This is a genomic window from Chromobacterium sp. IIBBL 290-4, assembly GCF_024207115.1.
Lineage (GTDB): Bacteria > Pseudomonadota > Gammaproteobacteria > Burkholderiales > Chromobacteriaceae > Chromobacterium.
Genome location: NZ_CP100128.1, coordinates 933,061 through 958,692 on the forward strand (window position 1 = coordinate 933,061; position 25,632 = coordinate 958,692).

The window sequence follows — 25,632 nt, forward strand, 5'->3', positions numbered from 1 at the left end:
AGGCTACAGCATGATGAATGCCTTGTTTTGAAATGTTTTTTTCATATCAAACATCAGCAGGAACGACTTGAAAAATACGGAATCCTGCCTATCATCCAGCATAGGTAGTGGCGGTTCCTTCTTTTCCGTGGTCCAACGTTGAGTAAAGGATTCATCATGCTGCTGAAGAAAATCATTGTCCTCGCTTTTTCCGCCGCTCTTGTTTCGCCTGCCTTTGCGGCTGGTGAGGAAGCAGGTACAACCACCACTAGCACTGCGGGCACCGCGGGCACGGCTGGTACTGCAGGCACGGCGGGTACTGTCGGCACCGCAGGCATCGCCGGCACTACCGCGGGCATCGCCGGACTCAGCGTCGGCACCATTGCCGCCATCGGCGCGGCGGTTGCCGCGGCCGTCGCGGTATCCAGCAACAGCAACTCTTCGTCCTCCCACTCCGCTGCGACTCACCACTAAGCCAATAGTGGTCGCGGACCGCAAGGCTACATCTACGCCAGGCAGACTGCTTAGCAGCTGACAGTCTGTTTGGCGCCTATTCACCGCCACGCGGCCTTGTCGCTGTAGCTAGAAAATAGCCGGGCATGATGGGCCAGCTTATTCCAGGCTTTAGCGTCCCCGCACTCCTCGCTTGATCTGCAACACCTGAAAAACCTGTAACGCCGCAACACTCATCCAAGATAGGTCAATGCCTAGCACATTGATCAGCGCAGCCCTCGCGCTTGATGGCTGCAGCATAAACACAAAAATCTGGGTAGCTTTGATGCGCAAAAAAACCAGAAGTCATTTTGCGATAGGGGTATTGCAAAAAGGGGTCCCGCTGCTATTCGCCTGCGGCGCCATCGCACAGCCATCGCTAACCGGCCAGATGGGCTATATCAACATGCCCTCCGCCCGCGTGGGCAATGATGGCACCCTCAGTTTCGGCTATGGCTATGACAAGCCATACGGCATTCTTTGGACCTCCCTCACCCTCCTGCCCTGGCTGGAAGTGTCAGGACGCTACACCTCCATCGCAGACGTTGAAGGCTTCCAGAATCAGCAATACGGCGGAGGCTATGGCCGATACAAAGACAAGGCCATCGATACCAAATTCCGCTTGCTGGAAGAAACAACCTGGTTGCCGGAAGTTTCGCTCGGCCTGAACGACATCCAAGGCAACCGGCTTTGGAAAGGCACCAACCTCATCGCGACCAAGCAAGTGCTGCCGGGCCTGGAAGCCACGATAGGCCATGGCTCGGGCCGCATCCAAGGCATGTTCGGCGGTTTGCGCTACACGCCGTCTTTCTTGCCCAACTGGTCGCTGGTCGCCGAATACGACGCCAACAACTACCCTCAAGACCCGGCGCCATACGGCATACAAACCTATGCCACCGAAAAGCGCAACAAAGGGCCTGCCGTAGGCCTCGAATATCAATGGGGCTGGCTGGGTCTGCAAATGGCTTGGGCGCAGAAGGGCTCGGTGCCCATCATCAATGCCCATGTAGACATACCATTGAACGTAAAGGAATATGTCCCCAAGATACAGGAGCCCGCCTATTTCAGCGGCGGCCCCGACATTCCAGCCCGGCCGACGCTGGAGCAGTGGAACGATGACAGCGCCCGAGCCCGCCAGCTGGCCACGGCGCTTGGCAAGCAAGACTTCAAAAACATCCGCATCGCCATGCAGCGCGACACGCTGGTGATGGAGCTGAGCAACAGCCAGATATCCAATGTCGGCCGCGCCGTCGGCCGCGCGGTCAGAACCGCCCTATACTTCGCGCCGTTGGAAACCAGGGAAATCCGGGTGGTTTATACCGAGCTTGAACAGCCGGTCGCCACCTACAACTTCTACGATCTGCAAACGCTCAATGACTATCTGCTTGGAAAAGCAGACCGGACGCGCTTCCTGGAAACCGTCAATATCAAGCCTGGCCGGGACGAGGAACTTCAACCCTTGGACAGCCAAACATTGGCGCAATCGCTGAAGCAGGGCATCAATGTCAATCTGCTGACCAATCAAGAAGCCGATCTGATCCAGGTCACCAGCGACGACACCGAAGACAATCACTTCCATCTGGCGCCCAAGATGGGCGTTTACTTCAACGATCCCAGCGGCGCATTCCACTACGACATCATGGCTGAGGCCACTTACAAGCGCCGGCTGGACAAAGGCCTGTATCTGGACAGCGCACTGAGCGCGGACCTGGCCAACACCATCACCCAAGTCACCCAGCCGTCCAACAGCTTGCTGCCGCACGTGCGCTCGGACATCGCCGATTACAAAAGAGTGAACCCCCCCAAGCTCAACCGATTGCTGCTCAATCAATACATGACGCTGGGCTCCAATCTGTATGCCCGCGCGTCCGCCGGCATTTACGAAGAAATGTTCCGCGGCGCCGGCGGCCAGATTCTTTACTACCCCAGCTTCACATCAAACTGGGCAGCCGATCTGGCCGTGGATGCCTTGCAGCAACGTGACTTCAAAGGATGGTTCGGCAAGCGCGACTACCAAACGATCACCGCGATCGCCTCCTTGCACTACCAGTTGCCCATGGGCATGACCGCCACCATGCGCGGCGGACGTTTCCTGGCCAAGGACGACGGCGTCCGCTTCGAGCTTTCGCGCCGCTTCCAATCCGGCATTGAAGCCGGTTTCTGGTATACCGTGACCAATGGTCATGACACCACCTCCCCGGGCACGCCATCCAAACCCTATAACGACAAGGGCGTCTTCTTCTCCATTCCGCTCAACAGCCTCCTGACCTTCGACTCCCGCAACATCGGCGACTTCTCGCTTTCGCCCTGGACGCGCGACGTCGGCCAGATGGTGATGACGCCGGGCGATCTGTACGAAATCCTTCGCAATCCCAAGCGCGACATCAACGCTTACGATGGGTTAGGCAATTTCGCCGAGCGTCCTGACGAGCAGAATCTGCCGCAAGTCACGCCCCCCGTCCCAGACTACAACCCCTGGCCCGTAGTCAAAATGCGGCTGGACGATTCCGGCGCCCAATGGCTGAACATGGATGAGAAGACCGCCGGCTTCAGCCTTGCGGTGCTTGCCGTGGCCGCCGCAGCGGCTGGCGATAAATCCATGAATCAATTCTTCCAGAATCATGAGCAAAACCGACTGGTGAAAGACTGGGGCAAGCTGGGCAAAGATCTGCCCTATGTGACCGCAGCGCTGTCCGGTGCCGCCTTCGCGCTTGGCGACAGCCGGCTGAGCAACACCGGGCTGATCGCCCTGGAATCCGGAGCCCTGGCGGTGGCCGGCAGCGAGGCGCTCAAGTACACCGTCAACAGAGAACGCCCCGGCAACGACAACAGCGCCTGGAATGCTCAAGCTGGCGGGGTGTCCCGCTGGCAAAGCAGCTTCACCTCCAATCATGCAGCCTTCCTGTTCGCCACGGTCACGCCCTTCGCCAAAGAGTACAACCAACCCTGGCTGTACGGCCTAGCGGCGCTGGCCGCAGCCGGCAGAGTCGCCAGCCGCGATCACTGGTTCTCCGACGTCGCGGCCGGCAGCGTGCTGGGCTATGTGGCGGGCAACTGGCTATGGCAAGCGCAGCGTGATAACAGCCGCTATCAAAGCAATCTGTTGCTCACGCCGAAGCAGGTGGGCGTTCAAGTGAATGTCCCTATCCAATAAGCGTTCATCAGAGGGGTCAGGAATATGAAGCGTTGCAATCTACCGGTAAAACCTCTGCTGGCTCTATGCTGGCTGATGAGCGCCTCGCCGCTGTTCGCCGCCGGCGGCTATCCCGCAGACGGCAATCCCTATTCCGCCATAGACTCCCAGGCATCGCTCGGCAGCGACGGCACGGGCTTGCCGTCCATCAATGGCCAGCCATCCTTCGCCGGGAGAAACAACGCCCAGCCCCCCTCCTCGGGAGAAAGCCGGCTACGCGCGGCCCCATTCTATGGCCTGGATGAAAACGGCTATCCCCTGGACAAAAATGGCCTGTCCAAGCTGCCGCCCTTCACCGAGTACGTCAAACAAGCCGCCGATAAGATTTTGCCCATGTTCGGCAGCCGTTTGTTCAACAACCCCAATTATCGCTTCGACTCGCTTGCCAACACCCAGGTCAATCCAGACTACGTGATAGGCAGCGGCGACCAGCTGCAAATCAAGGGCTGGGGCATGGTGGACATAGACTTGACGCTGACGGTGGACCGCAACGGCGCCATCTACCTGCCGCGAGTGGGCGGCATCTCCGTCGCCGGCGTGAAATACCGCGACTTGCAAGGCGTGCTGAAGAAAAGCGTCAGCCGAGTGTTCAATAACTTCGACCTGAGCGTCAGCCTGCTGCAAAACCGCTCGGTGCAAATTTACGTGGTCGGCCATGCCAGACAGCCGGGCAGCTACACCCTGAATGGGATGAGCACCGTGCTGAACGCCTTGCTGCAGTCCGGCGGCCCCAATGACAGCGGCAGCCTGCGCCAAGTGAAGCTGATGCGCGACGGCAAGGAAGTCGCCACTGTAGACCTATACAGCATTCTGGTGGATGGCGATAAATCGGCGGATCAATCCCTGCGCGACGGCGATGTGATCCAGATTCCCGCCGCCGGTCCGCGCGTGGCCCTGCTGGGCGATGTGAAAACGCCGGCGATTTACGAGTTCAAACCCGGCGAAACCAGCGCAGACCTGCTGCGCTGGGCCGGTGGGCTGGAGTCCGCGGCGGAGGGCAAGGAGTTGCTGATCGAAAAAAGCGTGGACAACCGCTTCGTCAAGCAGGCCTCGGTTCTGGCCGATCCCGCGCCGCTGCGGCAGATCAGTCTAGCGGCCGGCGACATCTTCCGCCTCAACGTTCCCAATGCCCAAGCCGTTACCGTGAGGAAGGGCGAACAGTTCGTCACGGTCAGCGGCGAGGCCAAAACGACCGGCACCTTCCAGCTCCGCAAAGGCGAGACCCTCAGGCAACTGCTGATGCGGCTGGGCGGCGCCGGCGAAAACGGCTATATATTCGGCACCGAGCTCAAGCGCGAAAGCATACGCGAGATGCAGCAGCAGAAGCTGGACGAAGTCGCCACCCGCTTTGAGAAAGATCTGGAACAGAACGCCTCGGTCAAGCTGGCGAAACTGACCGACAAAGACGCCATCGCCGCGGCCAATGCCGAGGTCGACGGCCAGCGCCGGCTGGCGGCGAAGATGCGCACCATCCGCGCCGAAGGCCGTGTGGTGCTGGAAATGAAGGATGGCACGGCTGAAGCCAAGGATCTGCCGGATCTGGAGCTGAAAGACGGCGACAAGATCGAGATTCCGCAGCGCCCGGGCACCGTCAACGTGCTGGGCGCGGTCTACCAGACCAGCGCCTTCATCTACCGGCCGCAGCGGAATGTCAGCGACTACCTCTCGCTGGCCGGCGGCGCCACGCCAAGCGCCGACAAATCCTCCACCTATGTTCTGCGTGCTGACGGCACCGTCGCCAGCAGCAACAACAGCGGCTGGTTCGGCAATGTAAGCGGCATGCGCATCAACCCCGGCGACACCGTCGTCGTGCCGGAGGACCTGAACACCGGCAGCTGGGTGCAGTCGCTTAAAGAATGGACCTCGATACTCTATCAATTCGGCCTGGGCGCCGCTGGCTTGAAGGTGCTGAAATGAACCAACCTGATATGAAGGGATCGCCGGCGCGCGCCGCATCCAACGGGCAGTACGACGATGCCATAGATTTGCTCGCCTTCTTTGCCCGCCTGTCGCAACAGAAGCTCTGGATCCTGGGCTGCACCGCCCTGTTCGGCGGCGCCGCGCTGCTCTACTGCCTGTTGGCGCGGCCGGTGTTCACCGCCACCGCCAGCATCCTGCCGCCGCAGCAGCAAAGCAGCAATGCCAGCGCCCTGTTGGGACAACTTGGCGGGCTGGCTGGCGCAGCCGGCAATCTTGCCGGGCTGAAAAGCCCCGCCGCGCTGTACATCGGCATGCTGCAAAGCCGCACCGTCGCCGATCAACTCATCGCCAAGTTCCAGTTGCGGCAACGCTATGATCAAGAAACGCTCGACGCCACCAGAAAAGTACTGGAGCATCAATCCGAAATGGTCAACGGCAAGGACGGCCTGATCAGCGTCAGCGTCGATGACTACGACCCGGTCTTCGCCGCCACGCTGGCCAACGCCTATGTGGACGCGCTGAAGACGATGAACCAGAAACTGGCCGTCACCGATGCCGCCAAGCGCCGCCTGTTTTTCGAGCAGCAGTTGAAAGACAGCAAGGACCAGTTAGCGGCGGCGGAAGCCGCCCTGCGCCAGACCCAGGAGTCCACCGGCATCGTGCAGCCGGAAGGCCAGCTGCCCGCCATCGTCGCCTCGGTCACGCAGCTGCGCGCCAGCATCGCGGCCAAGGAAGTCCAGCTGGAAGCGATGAAGAGCTATGCCACCTCGCAGAACCCCGCCTACATCAAAACGCAGCAAGAGCTGGCCGGTTTGCGCGAACAGCTGGCGAAAATGGAAACCGGCCAGCGCGCGCAGGGCGATCTCTTGGTGCCGACCGGCAAGTTCGCGCAAAGCGGCCTGGAATACATGCGCAAACTGCGGGAAATGAAGTATCAGGAAACCATCTTCGAACTGTTGTCCAAACAGTATGAGCTGGCCAAGATAGACGAAGCCAAGGATTCCTCGCTGATCCAGGTGCTGGACACCGCCATCCCGCCGGAACTCAAAAGCAAGCCGAAACGGATGCTCATCCTCGGCGGCGCGCTGCTGATAGGATTGGCATTCGGCGTGCTAAGCGGGCTCTTGCGCGCCAATCTGCGAGAGGCCGAAGCCCAATTCCGGCTCCCGCGCGAAGAGTTGACCCCCGCGCTGAAAAGCGAGAACTAGACGCCCGGATAAACGCCATCGCGCGAGGCACCAGAACCGCCTGTCTTTCGGCAGGCGGTTTTCGCTTTCCATCCGCGCCAAGCGCATGGCGTGATTCTCCGCGCGGCAACGCCGACAGGGATTCAGCTGGCCTTCGCCTTCGCCGCCAGCCTCAAACGATATCCGCTGCGGCAAACGAAACCCAAAACCAGCAGCAAACACATGGTCGCGGACAATCTCAAAGGACTGGACCAAACCAGGGGCGCCAAGGCGCCGGCCACCAGACTGGACATCATGGTCTGGAAGAAACCCTGCATGGATGAGGCCGTGCCGCGCAGATGGGGAAATTGGTCCATCAAGATCAGCGTGATCGACGGCGCCGCCAAGGACATGCCGGTGGTGTACAGCGCCAAGGGCAACACCGCCCAAGGCAGCGCCAATTGCGGCGCCAGCAGGTTGTATCCCAGGTTCCAGGCGGCGGCGATGAACATCAGCCAATACCCGCGCGAAACAATCTGCCGGGCGGAAAAGTGCCCCGCCATCCGGCCCGATAAAAACGCGCCGAACATGATGCCGGACACCGCCGGACCAAACAGCCACAAAAATTGCGTCGGCCCCAGATGCAGATGCTGCATCAAAAACACCGGCGCCGAGGGCACATACAGGAAAAAGCCGGCAAAGTTGAACGACACCGCCGCCGTCAGCAGCTGGAATTCGGTTTGGCTCGAAACCTTCCAGTAATTGGACAGCAAGGTCCGCGGATGCAAGGGCTGGCGCGAGGCCGGGCCATGCGTCTCCTCCAGGCCGAACCAGCACAAGGTGAACAGCGCCAGACCAATGAGCCCCATGAACACGAAGATGGAATGCCAGCCGAAAGCGCCGAACAGCCAGCCGCCTATCACCGGCGCGATGGCCGGCGACAAGGAAAACAACATAGTCACTTGCGACATCAGCCGCTGCGCCGCCGCGCCTTCCAGCTTGTCGCGGATGATCGCTCTGCCGACCACCAGGCCGGCCCCGCCGCACAAGCCTTGCAGCGCCCGGAACAGCAGCAACGATCCCAGACTCTGCGACAGCGCGCAGCCTATCGACGCCAAGGCGAATAACAATGACGTCGCCAGCACTACCGGCCGCCGGCCGATGGCATCCGAGATCGCGCCATGCCACAGCATCATCAGCGCATAGCAAAACAGATATACGGTCAAGGCCTGCTGCATCTGCAGCGGCGAAGCGTTCAAACTGTCACCTATCGCCCTGATGGCGGGCAGGAAGGTGTCGATGGAGAACGGACCAAGCGTGGACAAGGCGGCCAGCAGAAAAGCCAAGCCTAGGTGATTGCGGTGGCGGGCGGACATGATGCGATCAATATGAAGAATAATTGAATGGTAACCATATGCATTGAAATTGCCAAACCCGGCGCGCCGACTTGGCACCAAGCCGCTTTCATGCCACGATGCCCACATCTTCCAAACCGTCCCGCGGCCTGGCGAAGCGGGACTACCCACAACAAGGGAGAAACCGCATGATTCGCCTGTATCACAATCCCAAATGTTCCAAGTCGCGAGCCGCCCTGGCCCTGCTGCAAGAGGCCGGCGCCGAAGTGGAAATCGTCGAATATCTGAAACATCCGCCCAGCATAGAAGAGCTGGACCGACTGCTGGATCTGCTGGGCATGGAGCCCAGAGAGCTGATGCGCACCAAAGAGGAAGAGTACGCCGACCTCTACCTGGACGACATCACGCTGGAGCGCAAGCACCTGATCGCCGCCATGGTGGACAATCCCAACCTGATCGAACGGCCTATCGCCATCGCGGCGGACAAAGCCGTCGTCGGCCGGCCGCCCGAGCAAGTGCTGACGCTGATAGAACCATAAGCCTTTGATAACAATGGCGGCAAACTGTCGCCATTGCAACTTTCCCGCCACAGCCGGCGCGCCCTGAGCGTCAACTCGTTTATTGTCACTTGAAAAATAATACCGCACGTTACAAAATACGCGGTATGCACCCAAATAAATCCTTCGCTCAACTGGAACAGGCGATCAGCCGCGTCGAAGCCCGCTTTCCCGGCGTGCCGCGCCAGGAAGTGATTCTGACCCGCCTGATGTTCCACATCGTTCCCAGGCTGTCTTCCTATATGGGAGACACCTTGAAGCAGCACGGCCTGAACGAAACCGTGTGGATGGCGCTGCTGGCGCTGTACGCCTGTCCGAACCAGACGCTGAACCCATCCGACATCAGCGAAACCCTGGATTCGTCGCGCACCAATGCCACCCGCATCGCCGATGAACTGGAGAAAAAGGGCTGGGCGGTGCGCTCAGCCAGCGCCGAGGACAGACGCAAGATCGTCCTGGAGCTGACGCCCGCCGGCGTCGCGCTGGTGGAAAGCCTGCTGCCCTATTCGCGCGAAGTGCACCGCGAACTGTGGGCCGATTTCGCGCAGGAAGAAAAACAAATGCTGGAAAAGCTGATGCGCAAGCTGCTGGCCAAGCTCGGCGGTTGAGCGCGGCGCTTTTTTTCGCGAAATTAATAACGTATGTGATTATCACAAGATAAATCACCATCACACACATCACGATGGAGACCGACAAGGTGAACAAGATATCTTGGCCCCATGCCGCGGGGGCGCTGTTGCTCAGCGCCGTGCTCAGCGGCTGCGCCGGTTTCGGGCCCGACGTCGCCCCGGACCAGGCGCTATCCGCCGAACAATTGAAATTGGCCGCGCCCGGCAAAGAATCCGTCAGCGCCGCCTGGTGGAAGCAACTGAACGACCCCGCGCTGGACCGGCTGGTAGAAACCGCGCTGAAAGACGCGCCGTCTCTGAAACTGGCCGCCGCGCGCCTGCGCCAGGCCCGCGCCGCCGTAGGCATCGTCGAAAGCAAGGACGGCCCGCAACTGGACGCCACCGCCAATGCCGCCAACATCCATTACGATCCCTTGCAGCCTCTGCTCGGACAACAGCACATCACCGCCTACACCGCGGCGCTGGTCGGCAGCTGGGAGTTCGACTTCTGGGGCAAGAACCACGCCGCCGTCAGCGCCGCGCTGGGCCAGCAACAGGCCATCGCCTATGAAGGCCAGCAAACCCGCCTGCTGCTGACACAGGCCGTCATCGCCCAATACACCCAGCTGCAGCGCAGCCAGGCCCAGGCCAAGCTGATCGGCCAACGGCTCGCCGTCGCGCACAGCCGCCAGTCGCTGACCCAGGCCCGCATCAACGCCGGCCTGCTGCCGGGCGACAACCAGCGCGGCAACGAAGTGTCGATTGAGAAGCTGGAGCAACAGCAAAGCGCGCTGCAAACCGATATCGAGCGCAGCCGCCACGCGCTGGCCGCGCTGACCGGCCAGGGCCCGCAAGCCGTCGCGCAGCTAGACGCCGCGCCGCTGAGCGCCCCGCCCGCGCCAGCGCTGGACAAGCTAGACGCCAATCTGCTGGGCCGCCGTCCCGATATCGCCGCCCAACGCGCCCGCGTCGAAGCCATGAGCGAATCGGTGAAGGAAGCGCGCGCCGAGTTCTACCCCAACGTGAAGCTGACGGTGTTCGCCGGCCAGAGCACGCTGGACCTGAGCCAGATGTGGAAGAGCGAATCCTCGCTGTGGGGCTTCATGCCGGCCATCAGCCTGCCCATCTTCCATTCCGGCCAGTTGCAGGCCAATCTGTCCAAGCAACAAGCCGGCTATGACATGGCGGTGCAACAGTACAACCAGACTGTCCTGGACGCGCTGCGCGATGGCGCCGACGCGGTAAGCGGCTGGCAGAACAGCCAACGCCAGCTGGCTCAGGCCCAGCGCGCGCTGGACAGCAGCCGCAAGGCCAGCGACGCCATGGCCTCGCGCCTGCGCGCCGGCCTGGTCAACAAGCTGTCGCTGCTGGACGCCCAAGACGCGCTGCTGAACCAGCAATCCGGCTATCTCGACGCCCAGGCCTCCCACCGTCTCGCCTGGGCCGCACTGAACACCTCGCTGGGCGGCGGTTTCGACTCCCAGCCCGCCACCCGCTAAGGACACACATCAAATGGATCAAAAAATAGAAACCGCCAAGAGCCGCAAGCGCAACCTGCTGGTGGCCACCACGCTGTTCGCCGCCATCGCCGTAGGCTACGGCGCCTATTGGAGCCTGGTGCTGAGCCATCAGGAAGGCACCGACGACGCCTATGTCGGCGGCCATCTGGTGCAAGTGACGCCGGAAGTGGGCGGCACCATCGCCAAGGTGCTGGTGGACGACACGGTCGCCGTCAAGGCCGGCCAGGTGCTGGCCAGCTACGACGACAGCGACGCCAAACTGGCCTTTGAACGCGCCCGCAACGAGTTCGCCCAGTCCGTGCGCCAGACCCGCCAGCTGATGGCCAATACCCAGCAACTGGATGCCCAGGTCAAGCTGCGCGAGGCGGAACTGTCCCGCGCCGAAGCCGACCTGAAACGCCGCAAACAGCTGGCCGGCAGCGAAGCGATGTCGGCTGAAGAACTGGGCCACGCCAATGACGCCGTCGCCGCCGCCCAAGCCGCGCTGACCGCAGCCCAAGAGCAAGCCAAGGCCGGCGTTGCGCTGGTCGGCAAGGACGAGCTGGCGCAGCAGCCGGCCGTCAAAGCCGCCGCCAGCCGCCTGAAGGAAGCCTGGCTGGCGCTGCAGCGCACCGAGATCAAGTCGCCGCTGGCCGGCACCATCGCCCGCCGCAATGTGCAAGTGGGCCAACGCATCGCCGCCGGTACGCCGCTGATGGCCGTGGTGCCGCTGGAAAACCTGTGGGTGGACGCCAACTTCAAGGAAGGCCAGCTGGCCAAGATCCGCGTCGGCCAGCCGGTGGAGCTGCAATCCGATCTGTACGGCAGCAAAGTGGTTTACCACGGCAAGGTGCAAGGCCTGTCCGCCGGCACCGGCAGCGCCTTCTCGCTGCTGCCGGCGCAGAACGCCACCGGCAACTGGATCAAGGTAGTGCAGCGCGTGCCGGTGCGCATCGCGCTGGATCCGCAGGACCTGAAAGACCATCCGCTGCGCGTTGGCCTGTCCATGGACGTGGTGGTGGAAACCCGCAACCAGGACGGCAAATCGCTGGCCGAGGCCGCGCCTGCCGCTGCGCCTAGCGAGAACAACAGCGCCTTGCCGGATCTGAAACAGGCCGACAAGCTGGTGGCCGACATCCTGGCCGCCAATGCCGGCAAATAAGGACCCGCGCCCATGAACCATCCGCCACTGACCGGCTCGAAACTGGTCTGGATCACGCTGGCGCTGTCGATGTCGGTGTTCATGCAAGTGCTGGACACCACCATCGCCAACGTGGCGCTGCCCACCATTTCGGGTAACCTGGGCGCGGCCACCAGCCAGGGCACCTGGGTGATCACCTCCTTCGGCGTGGCCAACGCCATCTCGGTGCCGCTGACCGGCTGGCTGGCCAAGCGCTTCGGCGAGGTGAAGCTGTTCACCGCCTCCACCTTGCTGTTCGTGCTGACCTCCTGGCTGTGCGGCATGTCCAGCAGCCTGGAAATGCTGATTTTCTTCCGCGTGCTGCAAGGCGCGGTGGCCGGCCCGATGATTCCGCTGTCGCAGAGTCTGCTGCTGTCCTGCTATCCGCCAGCCAAGAAAGGCATGGCGCTGGCACTATGGGCGATGACGGTGATCGTCGCGCCGGTGTTCGGCCCGATTCTGGGCGGCGTCATCAGCGACAACTGGCACTGGGGCTGGATCTTCTTCATCAACGTGCCGGTGGGCCTCGCGGCCGCCTTCATCTCCTGGCGCATCCTGAAGCCGCGCGAAACCGACACCGTGGACCTGCCCATCGACAAGATCGGCCTGGCCTTGCTGGTGATCGGCGTCGGCTCGCTGCAGATGGTGCTGGACCGCGGCAAGGAGCTGGACTGGTTCAACTCCGCCGAGGTCGTCACCCTGGCCGTAGTCGCCGTGCTGGCGCTGGTCTATCTGGTGATCTGGGAGCTGGGCGAGGAACACCCCATCGTCGATCTGTCGCTGTTCAGCCAGCGCAACTTCACCGTCGGCACCGTCGCCATCAGCCTGGGCTTCATGCTGTACTTCGGCGCGGTGGTGCTGCTGCCCCTGATGCTGCAGACCCAGCTGGGCTACACCGCCACCTGGGCCGGCCTCGCCGCCGCTCCTATCGGCCTGATCCCGGTGGTGCTGTCGCCCATCATAGGCAAGAACGCGCATCGCTGGGACATGCGCTGGGTGGTGACGGTCAGCTTCAGCGTCTACGCGCTCTGCTTCTTCTGGCGCAGCAACTTCAACACCGACATGGACTTCTCCTATGTGGTGTGGCCGCAAGTGGTGCAAGGCATAGGCGTGGCCTGCTTCTTCATGCCGCTGACGACGATCACGCTGTCCGGCCTGCATCCGTCGCGGATCGCCAGCGCGTCCAGCCTGTCGAACTTTCTGCGGATTCTGGCGGGCAGCATCGGCACCTCGATCACGACGACGATGTGGGACCGCCGCGAGGCGCTGCACCACTCCAAGCTGACCGAGCATGTGACGCAGTACGATCCGGAATCGGTGTCCTGGTTCAGCTCGATGAGCAAGCTGGGGCTGGGCAGCAGCCAGCAGCAGGCGCTGACCCAGCTGCAGATCACCAAGCAGGGCTACATCATGGCCGCCAACGAGATCTTCTGGGTCTCCGGCATCCTGTTCGTGCTGCTGATCGCCTTGGTGTGGTTCGCCAAGCCGCCATTCAGCGCCGCCGGCGGCGACAGCGGCGCGCATTAATCCTGCCGTCCATGGCAAAACGGGCAAAACCTCGACTGAGGTTTTGCCCGTTTTTCATCGCAAAAAGCCGTCGAATGCCTCCATTCCCCGGCTCACCGATTTGTCGCGGTGCTGAATGCGGAACAGGGTGCGGGTCAGCAAGGGCAGGTCGGCGTCCAGCTCGACGATGCCGCCGGCAGCCAGCAAGTCCGCCACCACATGGCGCGACAGGCAACTGACGCCTAGCCCCGCCGCCACCGCGTGCTTGATGGCCTCGGAATGGCCGAGCTCCATGCTGATGGCCAGCCGGTTCAAATGCGGCAGCAACACCCGCTCCACCTCTTCGCGCGTGCCTGAGCCCGCCTCGCGCAATATCCACGGCGCGTCGGCCAGCTCGTCCGCCGCCACCTTGCGGCCGGCCAACGGGTGATCGACGGCGGCGAACACCAGCAGCTCGTCCTGCCGCCAAGGCGTGGCCAAGAGCTCAGGATGATGGCAAGGGCCCTCGATCAGGCCGAAATCGACGCGAAATGCCGCCACCGCCTCGACAATGTCGCGGGTATTGGCCACCTCCAGCTCCAGCCGCGCCTGCGGCCAATCCTGGCGGAAGGCGGCCAGCAAGGGCGGCAGCAGATAATTGGCGATGGTGGTGCTGGCGCCGATGCGCAAGGCCAGCTCGCCGCCGTGGAACAGGTTCTGCACATCCCCCGCCGCGTCCAGCAAGGCGCGGGCGCGCGGCAACAGCAGCCGGCCATGCTCGTTGATCAGCAGCCGGCGGCCGACGCGGTCGAACAGCTTGACGCCCAAGCCTTGCTCCAGCTTGTCCAGCGCCTGGCTGGCCGCCGATTGCGTCAAGGCCACGCGCTCGGCGGCGCGCGTCACCGTGTCCAGCTCCGCCACCGCGGCGAACACCTCCAGCTCTCGCAAGCTGATGCGCAAACTCATGCCGCCTCCTAAACAGTTTTTCTAATTGTACATATTAATTTTATCCGTTTTTCTACTTAGACGGACCCGCGTATCGTTAGCCATATATCGAAGAGGTATGAGCATATGACTAATTATCGCAATCTTATCCCCGGTCTGGCTTTGTCGCTGGGCCTCGCCGGCGCCGCCATCTGGGCGGCCGACTTGCCGGCGATGAAGAGCCTGGGCTTTTCCGCCCTCACCATCGCCATCATCGGCGGCATGATCTTGGGCAATACTTTCTATCGTTTCATCGCCGAACCCAGCCACCACGGCATCACCTTCTCCAAGCAGAAGCTGCTGCGCGCCGGCATCATCCTGTTCGGCTTCAAGCTCACTTTTCAAGACATCGCCGCCGTCGGCTTCTCCGGCGTGCTGATCGACGCGCTGGTGCTGACCTCCACCTTCTTCCTGGCCTTCTGGCTGGGTCGCAAAAAACTGGGCCTGGACGAACAGAGCGTGATCCTGATCGGCGCCGGCAGCTCGATCTGCGGCGCGGCCGCGGTGCTGGCCACCGAACCGGTGGTGAAGGCGCATGCCGAAAAAGTGGCGGTAGCGGTGGCGACCGTGGTGGTGTTCGGCACCGCCGCCATGTTCCTGTGGCCGCTGATGTTCGAGGCGGTGCGCCACCTGGGCATTTCCGAATTCAGCTACGGCCTGTTCGCCGGCTCCACCATCCATGAGGTCGCCCAGGCGGTCGCCGCCGGCAAATCAGTCAGCGACGCGGCGATGAACACCGCGGTGATCACCAAGATGATACGGGTGATGATGCTGGCGCCGTTCCTGATCGGCCTGTCCGCCTGGCTGGCGGGCAAGCACAGCGGCGGCCAAGCGCAAAAGCAGCCCATCTCCATCCCCTGGTTCGCTGTGGCCTTCCTCGCCGTGGCCGGCTTCAACTCCTTCAACCTGCTGCCGCACGCGCTGCTGCAACAGATCATCGCTCTGGACAACCTGCTCTTGGCCGCCGCGATGGGCGCGCTGGGCATCACCACCCACATCTCCGCCATCCGCCAGGCCGGCGCCAAGCCGCTGCTGTTGGCCAGCGCCTTGTTTGGCTGGCTGATCGTAGGCGGCGGACTGATCAATGCCGGCGTGCTCGCCTTGCTGCATTAAGCTTAAATTCTCCATTAGGCGGCCCTGCCTGCCCAAGATGGGCGACACGACTCGCCTCCCCCGGCATCTACAAAACTGCAGTCCGCCAGATCGGGAACGATGCCTGGCGACTGCGCCGCTTTACGCTTAGCCGCGCGCCAGCCTCGTCCCCGCGAGCGTCGGATGCCTCGGCATCATCAAGCGACGAGGAGCCGGCCCGCTACTGTCCCCTCAAGCTGGCCAAGCGGCTTTGCACCAGCGCCTCGGCGAAGCGCTCTCTGAACTGATCCTCAGGACGCCAGCCCTTCCTCTCCCGGACAAAGCCAAACTCGCCCTCCAGCACCAACGCGCCTTCGCGGCCAAAAGCGGCCATCAAGGGATCGCGATATTCAGCCATCAGCTTACAGCGCCAGACGCCTCCCTCCCCCTGGACGCAGTTGTTCAGCGCCAATACATCCTTCACCGCGGACTCCGGCTTGGCTTCCTCTCCGCGCATGCGCGCCAGCGCGATAGCCCCCGCGCCGCTCAGCTTGTCATACCCATCCACGCCCTGCAGAAATGCCTGCCGCACGCCCTCCCTGCCCAACGGCTTGCCAAGCTCCGGCAAGCCGCCTTCCGAATCCACCTGAGCGTATCGAGCCCGCAGAAGACGCTCATTGCGGCCCTCTACGTAGAAATCGTCGCCTTTCTCCTTCACTTCGTAGGCAATCGGCAACTGCGCCTTATCCACAACCAGCGTTGCCACGCAAGCGCGCGAACCCTCCGACTGGATATGGCCGACTTCTTTAATCTGCTCCAGTTTTGACGAAAACATATTGAGGCTCTTCGCCTCGCGGCCCCCCGGCAGATGCGCTTGGCTGACCTGCTGGCGAATCTGCTACGTAAACAAGCCCGCGCGAATCGCGCTCGTCACCTCGGACTCATCGCAGCTCGGCACTGCAGCCGGCGTCAGGAAATACCAACACGCCGCGCCGACCAGCGCCCCGACGCCCAGCAGCCACGCCCACCAGGGTCCGGGAAACAAGTCGCCAAACGAAATCGCCTCCTGTTGGCGACGTAAAGCGATTCGCTGCGCCAGCACCTCGCCGCATTCATCCAATGCCTGCCGGCGCAATTCATTGGAGGCGAACCCTTCCTCCATGTCCGCCTTGTCCTCTATCTCCCCCAACTGCGGCAGGCTCAACACCTCTTGCTCCACCAGCCAATGCAATCCCTCGCCAAGCGTGGCGAACGGCTCTTTCTCCAGCGCCTGCAGCTTGCTCCGCGCCGCCTCGTAAATCGGCTGGTCAATGACTCCGCCCTCCAGCAAGCGGGTCAGAATGGGAGTCTCAAATGTAGAATCAGTCATGTCTTCCATAGGCGACGCGCATCTCGATGCGGGCGTCCTGACGAGTGAAAAGATCTCGCAGCATAACCCATCAATCAGAAAATTCAGATATTCAAAAAAATGGGGAAATTAAATGCTCTTCATAACCGCTTCGCGATTGCCGAGATGCAATCCGGCCTGCCCCGCCGCGCCAGCAGGAAAACTCTCAAACCACTGCAAATGAAGGCCGGCCTGGCACAATGCGGACGAACTTGCCCTATCCGGCGCTGCGTAGAACCCATCGGCGTGGACGCGAACGGTCGATACAGACATCCAGATCCTCCGGCATGCCGATCGGGAAGCGGAATGAAAAACGCCGCGAGACTTGCTCGCGGCGTTTGAGGAGCCCTGCTGCGCAGATCGGCATTTGTTCACACGATCGCTTGGATCAAACCGTTCCCTACATTGAACATCCAACCTTCAGCAAGGGCATTTCTTTATGCTTTTGCCGCCATAGCGCTGCTCCTGGCAATAGCGGAAGAATTCCTCGCGGCTCATCACCTGGGCCTCCGGGTCGAAGCGGCGGCGACGGCTGACATACAAGTCATAATCGCGCTGCCCCACCATCAGCCGGGCGGTCGTCACCGCCGCCCGCCACCATTCAGCCATTGGCGCCTCCTTGCCGGTATACCGCCGGCACTTCCTTGGCCGTCACCCATTTCACCGCCAGCGACTTGCGGATCACATGGATGCCGAACACCAGCATCGCCAACACCACCGCCATGAACAGGCCGGTCAATGTGGCGTCCACATAATCATTGAAGATGATTTGCTGCATTTGCGCCATGCTCTTCGCCGGCGCCAGCAATTCGCCCTTGGCCACGGCGGCGGAGAACTTGTCGGCATGTGCCAGGAAGCTGATCTTGGGGCTGGCGTCGAACAGCTTTTGCCAGCCGGCGGTCAGCGTGGCCAGCAGCAGCCAGGCGGTCGGCAGCGCCGTCACCCATACGTAGCGGGTTTTCTGCATCTTCACCAGCACCACGGTGGCCAGCGTCAACGCGATGCCGGCCAGCATCTGGTTGGCGATGCCGAATAGCGGCCACAAGGTATTGATGCCGCCCAGCGGATCCACCACGCCCTGGTACAGGAAATAACCCCAGGCCGACACCGCCAGCGCGGTGGCCACCAGGTTGGCCATCCACGATTCGGTGTTGGCCATCGGCTTGATGAACACGCCCAGCAGATCCTGGATCATGAAGCGCAGCACGCGGGTGCCGGCATCGACAGTGGTGAGGATGAACAAGGCCTCGAACAGGATGGCGAAGTGATACCAGAAGGCCATCATGGTCTTGCCGCCGATCACGCCGGACAGGATGTGGGCCATGCCCACCGCCAGCGTCGGCGCGCCGCCGGCGCGCGACAGCACCGTGTGCTCGCCCACATCGGACGCCAGCTGCGTCAGCGTGTCAGGCGTAATGACGAAGCCCCAGCTGGAAATCACCTGCGCTGCGTCGACCGCGGTCTTGCCGATCAAGGCCGCCGGGCTGTTCATCGCGAAATAGACGCCCGGATCCAGCACGCACGCGGCGATCAAGGCCATGATGGCGACGAAGCTCTCCACCAGCATGGCGCCGTAGCCTATCATCCGAGCCTGGGTTTCATTCTCCACCAGTTTGGGCGTGGTGCCGGAGGCCACCAGCGAGTGGAAGCCGGACACCGAGCCGCAAGCGATGGTGATGAACAGGAAGGGGAACAGGTTGCCGGAGAACACCGGGCCGCTGCCGTCGATGAACTTGGTGACAGACGGCATATGCAGCTGCGGCGCCACGATCAGAATGCCGATGGCCAGGCCGACAATGGTGCCTATCTTCAGGAAGGTGGACAGATAATCGCGCGGCGCTAGCAGCAGCCACACCGGCAGCACCGAGGCGATGAAGCCGTAGCCTATCAGCGTCCAGGCCAGCGTGGTGCCCTTCAGCGTGAACAACGGCGCCAAAGTTGCGCTCTTGGCCACATCGCCGCCATAGACGATGGCCAGCATCAGCAGGATGAAGCCGATCACCGACACCTCGCCTATCTTGCCCGGCCGGATGTAGCGGGTATACACGCCCATGAACAGGGCGATCGGGATGGTGCAGGCGATGGTGAAGGTGCCCCACGGGCTGTCGGCCAAGGCTTTCACCACCACCAGGGCCAGCACCGCCAGCAGAATCACCATGATCATAAGCACGCCTATCGACGCGATCACGCCGGCGATGTCGCCCATCTCCTGGCGTATCATCTCGCCCAAAGACTTGCCGTCGCGGCGCATCGACAGGAACAGCGTCAGGAAATCCTGCACCGCGCCGGCCAGCATCACGCCGACCAGAATCCACAGCGTGCCGGGCAGATAACCCATCTGCGCGGCCAGCACCGGGCCCACTAGCGGACCGGCGCCGGCGATGGCGGCGAAGTGGTGGCCGAACACCACCCATTTGTTGGTGGGCACGTAATCGAGCCCGTCGTTGAATTTTTCCGCCGGCGTCAACCGGCGCGCGTCCAGCTCCAGCACCTTGTCGGCGATGAAGCGGCTGTAAAAGCGATAGGCGATGGCGTAAACCGACAAAGCGGCCACCACCAGCCATACCGCATTGATCGTCTCGCCGCGGTTGAGCGCCACCATGGCGAAGGCCGTAGCCCCCGCCAGCGCCACCAGCAGCCAGACGACGCACTGCTTGATCTGTTGCATAAGGAGTCCCTGTTCTCTATCTCCCCCAGCTTTTGACGGCGGCAGCCCATCTGCCGGCCGCATGTCCGGGCGTGGTTCTATATCTTGATTCTGTCGGCATGTCGCCCGAAACTCAAGCCTGTCAGCGGCTCAGGCGCGTGTTAATATTTTGGCGGACCGATTCGGATACGGATGCAATGGCTCAACACATTCTCATCGTGGAAGACGATGCGAGACTGGCGGACTTGGTGGCCGCCTATCTGACCAAACATGGCTACCAGGTCAGCCTGCACGGCCGCGGCGACACCGCGCCCGCCGTGATACTGGAATCCAAGCCCGACCTGGTGGTGCTGGACGTGATGCTGCCCGGCAAGGAAGGCTTCGACGTCTGCCGCGAGGTGCGGCCGCACTACGGCGGGCGCATCCTGATGATGACGGCGCGCGATGAGGACGTGGACGAAATCCTGGGCCTGGAGCTCGGCGCCGACGACTACCTGGCCAAGCCGGTGGAGCCGCGCCGGCTGCTGGCACGCATCCGCGCCCTGCTGCGCCGCAGCGGCGGCGCCGACGCCGCGGACGAAGCCGAAAGCGAAGCGGGCAACGACAGTGTCGCCTTCGGCCAATTCAATATCAGCCAGGCCACCCGCGAAGCCTGGCTAGGCAATGAGCAAATCGAACTCACCACCGCCGAGTTCGACCTGCTGTGGCTGTTGGCCGTGCACGCCGGCCAGATCCTGTCGCGCGACGACATCATGGGCGAATTGCGCGGCATCGGCTTCGATGGCCTGGACCGCTCCATCGACGCCCGCATCTCCCGCCTGCGCCGCAAGCTGGGCGACAACCCGGACGCGCCGGCGCGGATCAAGACCGTGCGCGGCAAGGGCTATCTGTTCTCGCGCAGCGACTGGGAATAAACAATGCCATCCAAGAACCTGCGCGGCTGGCTCAAGCCGTCGCTGGGCACGCTGTTCGCCCGCTACTTTCTCGCCACCATGCTGGTGGAGCTGCTGATCATCATCGGCTTCGGCTTTCTGGTGACCAAGCTGTACGAAAACAGCGACCAGGCCAGCAAGGTGCAGTTCATGAACGGCACCGTGTCGCTGGTGCGCGCGCAACTGCAAAGCCACCCCCAGGCCGAGTGGAACGCGCAGCTGGCCCCGCTGGCCAGCCATTTCAGCTATCCCATCCATCTGGTGGACAAACTGCCGCCGGAGCTCGCCGCCGACGCCGACTCGGTGCTGAAAATAGGCCTGCCCTATCTGGACAGCGACAACCAGATTCTCTACGCCCCGCTCTCCGGCAGCCCCAAGCTGCTGGCCTTCGGCCCGCTGGATGTGCAGTCCAGCGACAGCAGCTGGATCAGCGAAGATATCGAAGTGCTGCTGATCTGGATGCTGCTGTCCGGCACCACGCTGGGCACGCTGCTGTATTTCAGCCTGCAGCCGCTGTGGAAAGACCTGCTGGAAGTGCGCCGCACCGCCGAAGTGCTGGCCGAAGGCGATTTCAGCGCCCGCGCCCGCTCCGCCAAGAGCCGGCTGTTCGCGCCGCTGCCGCTGGCCTTCAACAGCATGGCGGAACGGCTGGAGCGGCAGATGGAAACCCGCCAGGCGCTGTCGCACGCCATCGCCCACGAAATCCGCACTCCCATCGCCCGGCTGCGTTTCGGCTTGACCATGCTGGAAGAGGAGGAAGACCAGGCGGAATGGCAGCGCTACCGCGACGGCATGGAGCGCGACCTGCACGAACTGGAAGACCTGATCAGCACCAGCATGGAGCTGTCCAAGCTCAAGCGCAGCGAAGTGCCGCTGCACCTGGAGACGATTGACCTGTTCGACTGGTTCGACGACCTGATCGACCTGGTGACGCCGCTCAAGCCTGCTGGTCTGGCGCTGACGCTGGAATGTCCGCATGAATTCGGCGACTTCGACCGCAAACTGATGTACATCGCCAGCCGCAACCTGCTGCTCAACGCCTTCAAATATGCCCAGCAGCAAGTGCGGATGCGCGTGTTCCATCAAGACGGCCAATTGGTGATCGAAGTCGACGACGACGGCTGCGGCATTCCGGAAGAAGACAGGGAAAAAGTGTTCGAACCCTTCCATCGGCTGGACCGCAGCCGCGACCGCGCCACCGGCGGCCATGGCCTGGGATTGTCCTTTGTGCGGCTGATCGCGGAGCACCACCAGGGCGCGGCGATTGCCGAAGGTTCAGACCTGGGCGGCGCGCGTTTCCGCATGATCATTGCCCAACCGACTCACGAAGAGCATTAAGTCACTCACCGTCACAATCCAGCGACAGGAAACCCACAGACCTCCTTGTGCGAGTTATGGATAATGCCAAGCATCGACACATAGGATTATGCGAAATGGTTTCCACTCGACCGGCAGCGCTTCTGGTACACGGCCTCGGCGGCACTGCCTACGACCTGGGCGCGCTGGGCCGCACCCTGGAAGAAGCCGACATCGTCACCCACACGCCGGTGCTGCCGGGTCACGGCGGCCAGCCGGAAGACCTGCTGGGCGTGCGTTGGCAAGAGTGGGTGGAATGCATTCGCACCGAGTACCGCGCGCTGAAAGCCAAGCACAAGGTGGTGCACCTGGCCGGCGTGTGCCTGGGCGGCTTGGTGGCGCTGGAAGTGGCCCGCCTGGAAAACCATCAGGACAAGTTGGCCCTGTACGCGCCGCCGATGTTCCTGGACGGCTGGAGCCTGCCCAAGCTGACCTGGCTGCGCCACGCCGTTTACCACATCCCGGGCCTGGCGCAGAAGATGCGCGTGCCCGAGGTGTCGCCGTTCGGCATCAAGAACGCGCGCATCCGCAAGGCCATCCAGCAGCGCTTCGAGCGCGGCGACCGCTTCCACTACGCCTACATCCCGCTGGTTTGCATCCGCGAAGTGGACGGCCTGCGCCGCCAACTGTTGCGCCACGTATCGGAAATCACCTGTCCGACGCTGATCGTCCACGCCGACGAAGACGACATCACCAGCCCGCGCTCCGCCCATTACCTGATGCAATACCTGGGCGGCCCGGTGGACTTCATGCCGCTGTCCAACAGCTACCACATGGTGATGGTGGACAATGAGCGCAACGATGTGCTGGCGCGCAGCTTGAAATTCTTCAACACCGCCGTCACTTCCAAACAAACGGCCGAAAGCTGCGGCTGGACCGCCTTCGCGGCAGCCTGATTTTGTACCGGCCATCGCCCCGCGATGGTCCTCTTCCTCATCCCTTTGTATGATTCAGCCCGCCGCCAAGCGGGCATTTTTTTGTCCGCCGCCCGCTTTTGCAAGCCGCCGGCCTCAGCGATCGCTCTGCTACAATCGCTCCATTCTCCCGAAATTGACGGACCCACCCATGAGCCATCCGCATAGCGACGCCGTAAAAGCCTTTCTGCTCGACCTGCAAGACCGCATCTGCTCCGCCCTAGAGCTCGCGGATGGCGAAGGCCGTTTCCGGGAAGACGCCTGGCAGCGCGAGGCCGGCGGCGGCGGGCGCAGCCGGGTGCTGAGCGACGGCGCGGTCTTCGAGCAGGCCGGCGTCAATTTTTCGCATGTGCGCGGCGACGCGCTGCCCGCCTCCGCCACGGCCCACCGGCCGGAGCTGGCCGGCCGTGGCTTCGAGGCCATGGGCGTGTCGCTGGTGATCCACCCCAACAATCCGCACGTGCCCACCAGCCATGCCAATGTGCGCTTCTTCATCGCCGAGAAGGACGGCGAGGCGCCGGTGTGGTGGTTCGGCGGCGGCTTCGACCTGACGCCGTTCTACCCGGTGGCGGAAGACGTGGTGCACTGGCACAGCGTGGCCCGCGGCCTGTGCGCGCCTTTCGGCGACAGCGTCTACCCGCGCTACAAAAAGTGGTGCGACGAATACTTCTATCTGAAGCACCGCGACGAAGCGCGCGGCATCGGCGGCCTGTTCTTCGACGACCTCAATGAATGGGGCTTCGACCAGAGCTTCGCCTTCATGCAGGCGGTGGGCAACGGTTATCTGGACGCCTATCTGCCCATCGTGGCCAAGCGCAAGGACACGGCCTGGGGCACGCGCGAGCGCGAATTCCAGCTCTACCGCCGCGGCCGCTATGTGGAATTCAACCTGGTATGGGACCGCGGCACGCTGTTCGGCCTGCAGTCGGGCGGCCGCACCGAATCCATCCTGATGTCGATGCCGCCGCTGGTCCGCTGGGAATACGGCTATCAACCGGAGCCGGGCAGCGCGGAAGCCAAGCTCTACACCGACTTCCTGCCGCCGCGCGATTGGGTGTGAGCTTGCCCGGTTACAAAGGCGCAACGTACAGCGCGCCTGTAATCGGTTATGCTGTCCAGTTCGCTTGAATTCAGAATATTAAAACGAAAGCCCCCTACGCCCATGTTCACCCCTCAAGGCTATGACGCATCGCCGTCGCGCGCGCGCGAAGCCGCGCTGTGGCTGCTGTTCGCGCTGATCTGGTTCGGCAGCCTGGGCTATCGCGGCCTGATACACGCCGACGAGGGCCGTTACGCGACGATTTCGCTGTTCATGCTGCACAGCGGCGACTGGATCACGCCCCGCCTGAACGGCCTGCTCTATTTCGAGAAACCCATCCTGCAATACTGGATGGGCGCAATCAGCTTCGCCGTCTTCGGCGTCAATGAATTCGCCGCCCGCTTCTGGCCGGGCCTGACCGGCTTTCTGAGCGTGGCCGCGGTCTCGCTGACCGCGCGCCGGCTATGGGGCGTGGATGCCGGCCGCCATGCGGCGCTGGCCGCCGGCGGCATGGCCTGGATCGTCGCCAACAGCCACTTTCTGTCGCTGGACATGGGCGTCAGCTTCTTCCTCACCGCCGCCTTGTGCGGTTTCCTGCTGGCGCAGCGCGAGGAAGCCAGCCGCGCGGAAACCCGCTGGGCAATGTGGATCACCTGGGCGGCCATGGCCGGCGCGGTGCTGAGCAAGGGCTTGATCGGCCTGTTGATTCCCGGCGCCACGCTGGTGTTGTACAGCCTCGTCAACTGGCAGTGGGCGTTCTGGAAACGCATGCACTGGCTCAGCGGCCTGGCGCTGTTCTTCGCGCTCACCGCGCCGTGGTTTGTGCTGGTTTCGGAACGCAACGCCGATTTCGCTCACTTCTTCTTCATCCGCGAGCATTTCGAGCGCTTCCTCACCACCGAGCACAAGCGCACCGGCGCGCCGTGGTATTTCGTGCCCTATCTGATCCTGGGCCTGCTGCCGTGGACCACGCTGCTGCCGCGCATCGTCAAGGACGCCTGGGCCGACCGCGCCGCCGGCCTGCGCATCGGCCGCCTGCTGCTGATCTGGTGCCTGTTCATTTTCGCCTTCTTCAGCAAGTCCAGCTCCAAGCTGCCGTCCTACATCCTGCCGATGTTCCCGGCGCTGGCGCTGATGTTGGCCTATAGCTTCAGCCGCATGACGCCGGCGCAGTTGAAGAAGCACATCGTTCTGCCGGCGCTGCTATGGCTGGCGCTGCTGGCCGCCTGGCCCTTCGCCGGCCGCTTCGCCAATGAAGACTCGCCGCTGGAGGTGATCCAACCCTTCGCGCACTTCATCGCCGCCGGCGCGGCGGCATTCTTGATCGCCTCGGTTTACGCCTGGCGCGCGCTGGGGCGGGGCCGCATGCTGGCCGCCGTCGCTGCGCTGTCCTTCGGCAGCCTGATCGCCGTCACGCTGGCCGCCAGCGGCCACGACAGCTATGGCCGGCTCAAGGGCAGCAAGGAAATCGTCAAGCAAATCCAGCCCTACCTGACGCCGGACAGCGAAATCTACTCGGTGCGCTACTACGATCAGACCTTCCCCTACTACGTGGGACGGCCGGTCAAACTGGTGGATTTCGTCGACGAGTTCGAGTTCGGCGAGGGGCAGGAGCCGCAAAACTGGATGCCGCGGCTGGAACAATTCACCGCCGCCTGGCGCGCCGCGCCCAAGGCGGTGGCGATGCTGACCGACAACACCTTTCAGGAACTGCGGAAGCAAGGCCTGCCGATGAAAGTGATTTATCAGGACCCGCGGCGGATGGTGGTGGCTAAACCTTAAGCCCCCTCTCCCCTGGCCCCTCTCCCGCGAGGGGAGAGGGGAAAGCCAATCGTCGCCCCGGATGCTGCCCGCCTAAAGGGCAAAGG

22 protein-coding genes are annotated in these 25,632 nt (G+C 62.7%); 14 read left to right on the plus strand and 8 right to left on the minus strand.

Annotation, left to right across the window (positions count from 1 at the left end; genetic code table 11):
- Positions 1–3: 3 nt before the first annotated feature.
- Positions 4–477 carry a hypothetical protein gene (locus tag NKT35_RS04255; RefSeq protein ID WP_254299166.1) on the minus strand — a complete coding sequence of 158 codons (474 nt, stop codon included), beginning with the start codon at positions 475–477 and terminating at the stop codon, positions 4–6.
- A 319-nt stretch (positions 478–796) separates the two neighbouring features.
- Between NKT35_RS04255 and NKT35_RS04260 the strand changes: the two genes are divergently transcribed.
- The 3 genes from NKT35_RS04260 to NKT35_RS04270 all read left to right on the plus strand — a co-directional run bounded on the left by NKT35_RS04260 (position 797) and on the right by NKT35_RS04270 (position 6,792).
- Entirely contained in the window at positions 797–3,625 is a 2,829-nt protein-coding gene (locus tag NKT35_RS04260) for a YjbH domain-containing protein (protein WP_254299168.1), read from the plus strand.
- 75 nt (positions 3,626–3,700) lie between these two features.
- A complete protein-coding gene (locus tag NKT35_RS04265) occupies positions 3,701–5,581 on the plus strand; it encodes an SLBB domain-containing protein (protein ID WP_254299175.1) in 1,881 nt (626 codons plus the stop codon).
- Positions 5,578–6,792, plus strand: coding sequence for a GumC family protein (locus NKT35_RS04270; RefSeq protein WP_254299177.1), 1,215 nt, complete (start codon positions 5,578–5,580; stop codon positions 6,790–6,792). The genes NKT35_RS04265 and NKT35_RS04270 overlap by 4 nt, the downstream gene beginning before the upstream one ends.
- Before the next feature lie 122 nt (positions 6,793–6,914).
- Here the strand turns inward: NKT35_RS04270 and NKT35_RS04275 are convergent, their stop codons facing one another.
- Entirely contained in the window at positions 6,915–8,126 is a 1,212-nt protein-coding gene (locus NKT35_RS04275; RefSeq protein ID WP_254299179.1) for a multidrug effflux MFS transporter, read from the minus strand.
- Between the two features lie 167 nt (positions 8,127–8,293).
- Between NKT35_RS04275 and arsC the strand changes: the two genes are divergently transcribed.
- The 5 genes from arsC (at position 8,294) to NKT35_RS04300 (ending at position 13,476) form a co-directional block, all read left to right on the plus strand.
- Positions 8,294–8,644 carry an arsenate reductase (glutaredoxin) gene (arsC, locus tag NKT35_RS04280; RefSeq protein WP_254299180.1) on the plus strand — a complete coding sequence of 117 codons (351 nt, stop codon included), beginning with the start codon at positions 8,294–8,296 and terminating at the stop codon, positions 8,642–8,644.
- A gap of 125 nt (positions 8,645–8,769) precedes the next feature.
- On the plus strand, positions 8,770–9,270 hold the full coding sequence (locus NKT35_RS04285; protein ID WP_254299182.1) for a MarR family transcriptional regulator: 501 nt from the start codon (positions 8,770–8,772) through the stop codon (positions 9,268–9,270).
- Between the two features lie 89 nt (positions 9,271–9,359).
- Positions 9,360–10,769: an efflux transporter outer membrane subunit gene (locus NKT35_RS04290; RefSeq protein WP_254299184.1), complete on the plus strand. Its 1,410-nt coding sequence runs from the start codon at positions 9,360–9,362 to the stop codon at positions 10,767–10,769.
- A gap of 13 nt (positions 10,770–10,782) precedes the next feature.
- Positions 10,783–11,931, plus strand: a complete 1,149-nt coding sequence (locus tag NKT35_RS04295) for an EmrA/EmrK family multidrug efflux transporter periplasmic adaptor subunit (protein ID WP_254299186.1) — start codon at positions 10,783–10,785, stop codon at positions 11,929–11,931.
- Between the two features lie 12 nt (positions 11,932–11,943).
- Positions 11,944–13,476, plus strand: coding sequence for a DHA2 family efflux MFS transporter permease subunit (locus NKT35_RS04300; RefSeq protein ID WP_254299187.1), 1,533 nt, complete (start codon positions 11,944–11,946; stop codon positions 13,474–13,476).
- Positions 13,477–13,530: 54 nt separating this feature from the next.
- Here the strand turns inward: NKT35_RS04300 and NKT35_RS04305 are convergent, their stop codons facing one another.
- Complete coding sequence (locus tag NKT35_RS04305; protein ID WP_254299193.1) at positions 13,531–14,400, minus strand: LysR family transcriptional regulator; 870 nt, start codon at positions 14,398–14,400, stop codon at positions 13,531–13,533.
- 105 nt (positions 14,401–14,505) lie between these two features.
- On the opposite strand from NKT35_RS04305, the gene NKT35_RS04310 reads away from it, so the two are divergent.
- A complete protein-coding gene (locus NKT35_RS04310; RefSeq protein WP_254299194.1) occupies positions 14,506–15,531 on the plus strand; it encodes a YeiH family protein in 1,026 nt (341 codons plus the stop codon).
- A gap of 199 nt (positions 15,532–15,730) precedes the next feature.
- Here the strand turns inward: NKT35_RS04310 and NKT35_RS04315 are convergent, their stop codons facing one another.
- The 5 genes from NKT35_RS04315 to NKT35_RS04335 all read right to left on the minus strand — a co-directional run bounded on the left by NKT35_RS04315 (position 15,731) and on the right by NKT35_RS04335 (position 19,544).
- Positions 15,731–16,324: a hypothetical protein gene (locus tag NKT35_RS04315; protein WP_254299195.1), complete on the minus strand. Its 594-nt coding sequence runs from the start codon at positions 16,322–16,324 to the stop codon at positions 15,731–15,733.
- 63 nt (positions 16,325–16,387) lie between these two features.
- Complete coding sequence (locus tag NKT35_RS04320) at positions 16,388–16,858, minus strand: hypothetical protein (protein ID WP_254299196.1); 471 nt, start codon at positions 16,856–16,858, stop codon at positions 16,388–16,390.
- 108 nt (positions 16,859–16,966) lie between these two features.
- Positions 16,967–17,149 (minus strand): hypothetical protein, encoded by a 183-nt coding sequence (locus NKT35_RS04325; protein WP_254299197.1) that lies wholly within the window; start codon positions 17,147–17,149, stop codon positions 16,967–16,969.
- A gap of 147 nt (positions 17,150–17,296) precedes the next feature.
- The gene (locus tag NKT35_RS04330) at positions 17,297–17,485 is read right to left on the minus strand and encodes a YbdD/YjiX family protein (RefSeq protein ID WP_254299199.1); all 189 of its coding nucleotides are present in this window, start codon (positions 17,483–17,485) and stop codon (positions 17,297–17,299) included.
- A complete protein-coding gene (locus NKT35_RS04335) occupies positions 17,478–19,544 on the minus strand; it encodes a carbon starvation CstA family protein (RefSeq protein WP_254299201.1) in 2,067 nt (688 codons plus the stop codon). Before NKT35_RS04335 ends, NKT35_RS04330 begins: the two co-directional genes overlap by 8 nt.
- Positions 19,545–19,720: 176 nt before the next feature.
- On the opposite strand from NKT35_RS04335, the gene NKT35_RS04340 reads away from it, so the two are divergent.
- The 5 genes from NKT35_RS04340 to NKT35_RS04360 all read left to right on the plus strand — a co-directional run bounded on the left by NKT35_RS04340 (position 19,721) and on the right by NKT35_RS04360 (position 25,546).
- Complete coding sequence (locus NKT35_RS04340) at positions 19,721–20,437, plus strand: response regulator (protein WP_254299203.1); 717 nt, start codon at positions 19,721–19,723, stop codon at positions 20,435–20,437.
- 3 nt (positions 20,438–20,440) lie between these two features.
- Positions 20,441–21,793: an ATP-binding protein gene (locus tag NKT35_RS04345; RefSeq protein WP_254299205.1), complete on the plus strand. Its 1,353-nt coding sequence runs from the start codon at positions 20,441–20,443 to the stop codon at positions 21,791–21,793.
- Between the two features lie 95 nt (positions 21,794–21,888).
- Positions 21,889–22,707, plus strand: coding sequence for an alpha/beta hydrolase (locus NKT35_RS04350; protein WP_254299207.1), 819 nt, complete (start codon positions 21,889–21,891; stop codon positions 22,705–22,707).
- Positions 22,708–22,876: 169 nt separating this feature from the next.
- Positions 22,877–23,785, plus strand: a complete 909-nt coding sequence (gene hemF, locus NKT35_RS04355) for an oxygen-dependent coproporphyrinogen oxidase (RefSeq protein ID WP_254299209.1) — start codon at positions 22,877–22,879, stop codon at positions 23,783–23,785.
- Positions 23,786–23,887: 102 nt separating this feature from the next.
- Positions 23,888–25,546 (plus strand): glycosyltransferase family 39 protein, encoded by a 1,659-nt coding sequence (locus NKT35_RS04360; protein ID WP_254299211.1) that lies wholly within the window; start codon positions 23,888–23,890, stop codon positions 25,544–25,546.
- Positions 25,547–25,632 lie beyond the last annotated feature (86 nt).